General features: G+C 21.6%; 5 protein-coding genes. 2 read left to right on the top strand and 3 right to left on the bottom strand.

All coding sequences use genetic code 4. The features are described from left to right. Positions 1-496 precede the first annotated feature (496 nt). From BU00_RS0103205 to BU00_RS0103195, 3 genes are read right to left on the bottom strand one after another with little or no spacing between them, the layout of a single operon-like run. Positions 497-1,474 (bottom strand): hypothetical protein, encoded by a 978-nt coding sequence (locus BU00_RS0103205; protein WP_027121453.1) that lies wholly within the window; start codon positions 1,472-1,474, stop codon positions 497-499. After that, positions 1,422-2,213 (bottom strand): hypothetical protein, encoded by a 792-nt coding sequence (locus BU00_RS0103200; protein WP_027121452.1) that lies wholly within the window; start codon positions 2,211-2,213, stop codon positions 1,422-1,424. Before BU00_RS0103200 ends, BU00_RS0103205 begins: the two co-directional genes overlap by 53 nt. A 20-nt stretch (positions 2,214-2,233) precedes the next feature. Then, positions 2,234-3,505, bottom strand: a complete 1,272-nt coding sequence (locus tag BU00_RS0103195) for an MAG4530 family protein (RefSeq protein WP_027121451.1) — start codon at positions 3,503-3,505, stop codon at positions 2,234-2,236. Positions 3,506-3,732: 227 nt separating this feature from the next. Between BU00_RS0103195 and BU00_RS0103190 the strand changes: the two genes are divergently transcribed. Together BU00_RS0103190 and BU00_RS04660 are read left to right on the top strand one after the other, a co-directional pair. Next, a complete protein-coding gene (locus BU00_RS0103190; RefSeq protein ID WP_027121450.1) occupies positions 3,733-4,710 on the top strand; it encodes a ribose-phosphate pyrophosphokinase in 978 nt (325 codons plus the stop codon). A 68-nt stretch (positions 4,711-4,778) separates the two neighbouring features. Then, positions 4,779-4,952: a hypothetical protein gene (locus tag BU00_RS04660; RefSeq protein ID WP_211246800.1), complete on the top strand. Its 174-nt coding sequence runs from the start codon at positions 4,779-4,781 to the stop codon at positions 4,950-4,952. The last annotated feature ends 219 nt before the right edge of the window (positions 4,953-5,171 follow it).

The raw sequence follows: 5,171 nt of genomic DNA, 5'->3' as shown, positions 1-5,171 counted from the left end.
CAACTACAAAAATGAGATAAAATAACTCCTAACTGAGGTCAAATATTAAGTCAATTATTAATAATTTTTAAAGAAAAATAAACATTTTATTACAAAGTTTTTTGTCTTACTTTTTTTCAAAAAAGTAAGGTCTCCCTTGATTGCAATCAAGGGACGGAAGGGTTAAAAACAACAAAAACCAAACAAAACAAAAAGCGGAAAATTAAGTTTCCGCATTTTTGCTTTTTGTTTGGTTTTTTGTTATAATTAGACCAGATTTGTGTTTTGCTATCGCAATTCTCTTATTATCAAAAAATAAGTTTATGAGAATTTACACAAAATATCGTACAGTCCCTATTTTTCTATTTTTATCCCAAGTTTTGTAATTTTCTAAAAAATTTCTTAAATATTTCATGTTTATAATGATATCAAAAAACTTTTTATTTAATTATATTTTAAGCGAACTTTTGTTGTAAAACATACAACACTATTTTAATAGTATTGTATGCTGATTTGATTAATTATTTATTAATTTATTTATTAATTGCGTATGAGTACAAAATTCATTATTAACATTAAATTCGATATTAAGATCATAATATTGATTTATTAATTCGTTATTTACTAAATATATTTCATTTGATTCAATTGTGTTTTTTTTGTTAACAATGCCTACAATCGCTTTAAAATCTGAATGCAATTTATTTCAATCTCAATAATATGGATTTTGACTAATTAATAATAATTTACTTTTTAGTTTATTTAATTTTTTGAACTTATTCAATTGTTGACAAATTAAATATTCATATAAAATTTGACAAAACATTAAACTTTTATCAAATGTTAAAAATTTTGATATTTTATTTATTGAAATATGTTTAGTATTACTTAGTAAATTAATAGTGTATTTCACATTATATGATGATAATATTTTTTGAATAGCTTCAATATTTTTTACGTTATCATTTATATTAATAACAAGACTTGTATTATTATGGATAATACCAAAATATAAGAACTCTATAAGATCACCAGAAATAATTATTTTATTGCTAATTTTTGATATTTTTTTACTTACTTTGTAATATCTTTTATATGTTTTAAATATTTGATTTAGTTCTAAATATTTTTGTATTCTGATAAAAAGTAATAAATTTATAATTAAATATTTTGTAGTTTTTAGGTAGTTTGATCTTTTATTTTTATATGAATATAAAAATAAAAATCTTGTTATTAAGAATGTTGTTGAATAAACAAGCAATGTAATTGAAACAATAGATACAATAGTTAATCCGAGTATAAATCTTTTTTCATCAATTACTACAAAAATAATTATTGAAGTATATGTTACTATTGTTAAATAAATAATTAAATATATAAATATTTTTATTTTACTATTAAATTTGTTGTAATATTGATTTAATTTTTGAATCAAAAAGTTGTTAGTGATATCATGCATAAATTCTCGCTGTATATCTATTTTTATTAAATTCATATTCTGCTTTTTTTAGCATATCTTTTCAAGAAGAATCGACTTTTTCTAGAGCAATTCTTAATACACCATAAGTTATTGAAAATTTATTATATCATTCAAAACTTACTAAAATATCTCTCATAAGATTTATAACATCTTCAAATTTATTTAAATAAGTTTTACCTTCTAAAACTTCAAGCATTGTTTTTGCAGATTTTATTAAAATGTCAGATTTGTGACCAACTATTTTTGTAAATTGTGAGATTGCAAAAATAGCAGTATCACCAAGTCCTTTTATAAAATCAATTGAAGTACCAGTTTCTAATCCGTTTAGTGAATCAGATAAATTACCTAATTCACTTGATAAATCCCCTATGTTTTTAGAAAATCACTCTCTAAATTTTATTGTATCGTAAATGAATGTTTTAACATAATCTTTTAATCAAATTAAATCATTTTCATTTAGAAAATCATATTTAGTATTTGAAGATTGTTTATTATAATTTTTTTTAATTTGATTTAATTTATTTTCTTGATTTAAAGTTATTCAACTTTCAATGTTTTCATTGTATTCATTATCAAAATATCATTCAAGAACAGTTTTCAATTCTGTTTTATTTTTTGTATTAATATTTAAATAATCAATTTCTTTAACTATTTTAGATTTTAGTTTTATTTCATATTCAGTAATTTTTTCATTTTCTAAAATTATTTTATCAACTAATTTATTTTCATTTGTAAATGTAGGATTTAATATCATGTTTTCTCCAAATTATTGTGTTATTTTTTGTAATATTCTCTTTCAATAAATCTAAAGAATATTTCTCTAATATCTATTTGTGTATTATATTGATATGAAAATTCAAAGTCTTTTCATATTTTATTTTCATAATTTAAATTTAACTGATGTTTATTTAAAAATTCAATTTTTTGTTCTTCTGTTTGAAAAGAAACTATTGGTTTATATCAATCATAAGATTTTAAAATAACAATTTCATTTTTAATTACGTTTTCAAAATCATTATTAAATGATTCTTTTAATGCTCTAATATCCTTATCACTTTCAAGTTTATCTATTATTTCAAAATGATTTAATTTCTCTGTATAAATATAAAAACCAAAACTCATTTTTTGTTTATCTAATATTTGTTTTAAATTAATATTGTGTTGTTGTAACGATTCTTGTTTAGAAACAAGAGCAAACATTGATGTACATAAAAGTACATTTATATATGCTTCTTTTAATAATTCATAATTTCAAAAATTTTCTAAGTCAGAAATAATTTTTAAATCTTTAATAATATCATTGAGTTTATTGGTTTTAAAATCATTATTTTGAAGTAAAAAAACTTTTAAAAATTGATGTAGTTTTGATGCAAATTGAAAATATTCATCAGGAATATTAAAGTTTTTTACTTTTATAATATGTTTTTTAGGAATAAATTTAAATAAAGATGCATCAATTTTTACACTATTAACTTCTGTTTGAACTAAATATTTATCAACAAATGAATCAGAATTTTTATAAAAAGATTCATTATCAATTTTTAATTTTGTTATATCACTTGTTTTAGAACATATATCCAAATCATTAATTTTTCTTTGGTTAGAAAAAAGCAAAAATAATGCAAAACTTCCTGTGAAAACAATATCTTTATTATCTTTATTTATTTTTTTAGCAGTTTTAAATTGATTTTTATTATGTTTTTGAAGTTTAACTTGTTTAAAAAGTTTAAATTTAAAACTCAAAAATAAAGCAATCAATAAAAACTTTTTCGATTTATAAACTTGTATTTGGTTTTCTTTAAACGAAAAAATAAATAATCATTTAAACACTAAAAGTAGTGAATAATATATAAAGATTGTTGCTAATATAACAAAAAAAATTATAGGATAAATTTTGTTTGAATTAATTTGTTTACTCAAAAGATTAATTGAAGCACCAAGAAAAATTATATTAACAAAATAAAGGATTAATTGTATTGTAACAGAATAAACATTAGTATATTTATTATGAATATTTTTCATTAAAACTATATTATCATTATGCATTTTACCTCCATATAATAATTATATTTTTTTATATTGTTATCATTAATAAATCAATATTAAATAAGGACATTTTGTGAAATTAGTTTCATTTTAATTTGACTAAAATTTCTTAACATAAATTAACTTTTATTTAATTTTTTAATAACATTTTTGTCTTTTAAAAGTATGATTTAAAAAAATATATTAAAATATATATGTAAATTAATTATTTATCTAAGGATTAACGAATGAACAAACAAAACACAGTTTTATTTGGTATGTACAATACAGAAAAACTAGCGCAAAAAATTTCTGATTTAATAAAAATTCCTCTTTCAAAAGTTGTTAGAACAGTTTATGCTGATGGTGAAACAATGCTTGTATCTGAACCAACTGTTAGAGATAAAGATGTTTTTATTATTGCAAGCACTTCAAGACCTGTAAATCAAAACATAATGGAACTTTTACTTTTTATTGATTCATTAAAAAGGGCTTCTGCAAAATCGATCAATGTTATATTAAGTTACTATGGATATGCAAGACAAGATAGAAAAGCCAGTGGCCGTCAACCAATTGGTGCAAAACTTGTTGCAGATATTTTACAAACAGCAGGTGTTACAAAAGTAACTTGTGTAGACTTACATAATCCATCGATTCAAGGATTTTTCAATATACCAGTTGATGATTTAAAAGGACAATATCCAATTGCCACTGCATTAAAAGAAACAGGTGAAAAATTTACTGTTGTGTCACCAGATCATGGCGGAACAGTTAGAGCAAGGAAATTAGCTGAATTAATTGCTGATACTGTTCAAATTTGTATTATTGATAAAAGAAGAACAGGTGTTAATCAAACAGAAGTAATGGGTATTTTAGGAAATATTGAAAACCAAAATGCAGTTATTATTGATGATATTATTGATACAGGTGGAACAATATTAAAAGCTGTTGAAACATTAAAAGCAAATGGAGCAAAAAAAGTTATTGTTGCAGCTACACATGGTATTTTTACAAAAGGTTTTGAACTTTTTGAAAATCATCCAGATGTCGAAAAGGTTATTGTTACTGATAGTATTGATAATTATGAATTGCAAGCAAAATTTAAAAAGTTGCATATTGTTAGTTTAGCAGACTTTTTATCAAAAGTAATTAATGCATCATTAACAGGTCAAAGCATTTCAGAAATTTACTTAGAATACAAAAAAGAAATTGCATCATACAAATAATATAAGTTGAACACAGAAATAACTTGATATTTCTGTGTTCTTATATTCTAAAATATAAAGGAGTTAAAATGGCAAAAGCACAATCGGTTGAAATAAAAGTTGCAGAACACTTTAATGCAATGTTGAGAGAATATGGTTTAGACTATAAACTAGAAAATGAAAAACTTAATGATTTTATTGATAAAGCACTTGATGAATATAAATCCAAACAAGGCGGGGGGTGGAAACAGACCCGACGCTAAACTTTTATTAAAAGATGAAAATGAAAATTATTGACCAGCTCTATAATTTCTTTTGTTCTATGTGATAAAATAGCAGATAAATATACATAAGATTCTAAAACATCTTTTGGAGATTTTGTATGGAACTGTACGATATTTTGTGTAAATTCTCATAAACTTATTTTTTGATAATAAGAGAATTGCGATAGCAAAACACAAATCTGGTCTAATTATAACAAA

The sequence above is a fragment of the Mycoplasma leonicaptivi ATCC 49890 genome, assembly GCF_000622205.1.
In the GTDB taxonomy this organism is placed as follows: domain Bacteria; phylum Bacillota_I; class Bacilli_A; order Mycoplasmatales; family Metamycoplasmataceae; genus Mycoplasmopsis; species Mycoplasmopsis leonicaptivi.
This window is presented reverse-complemented; position numbering and strand designations above follow the sequence as displayed.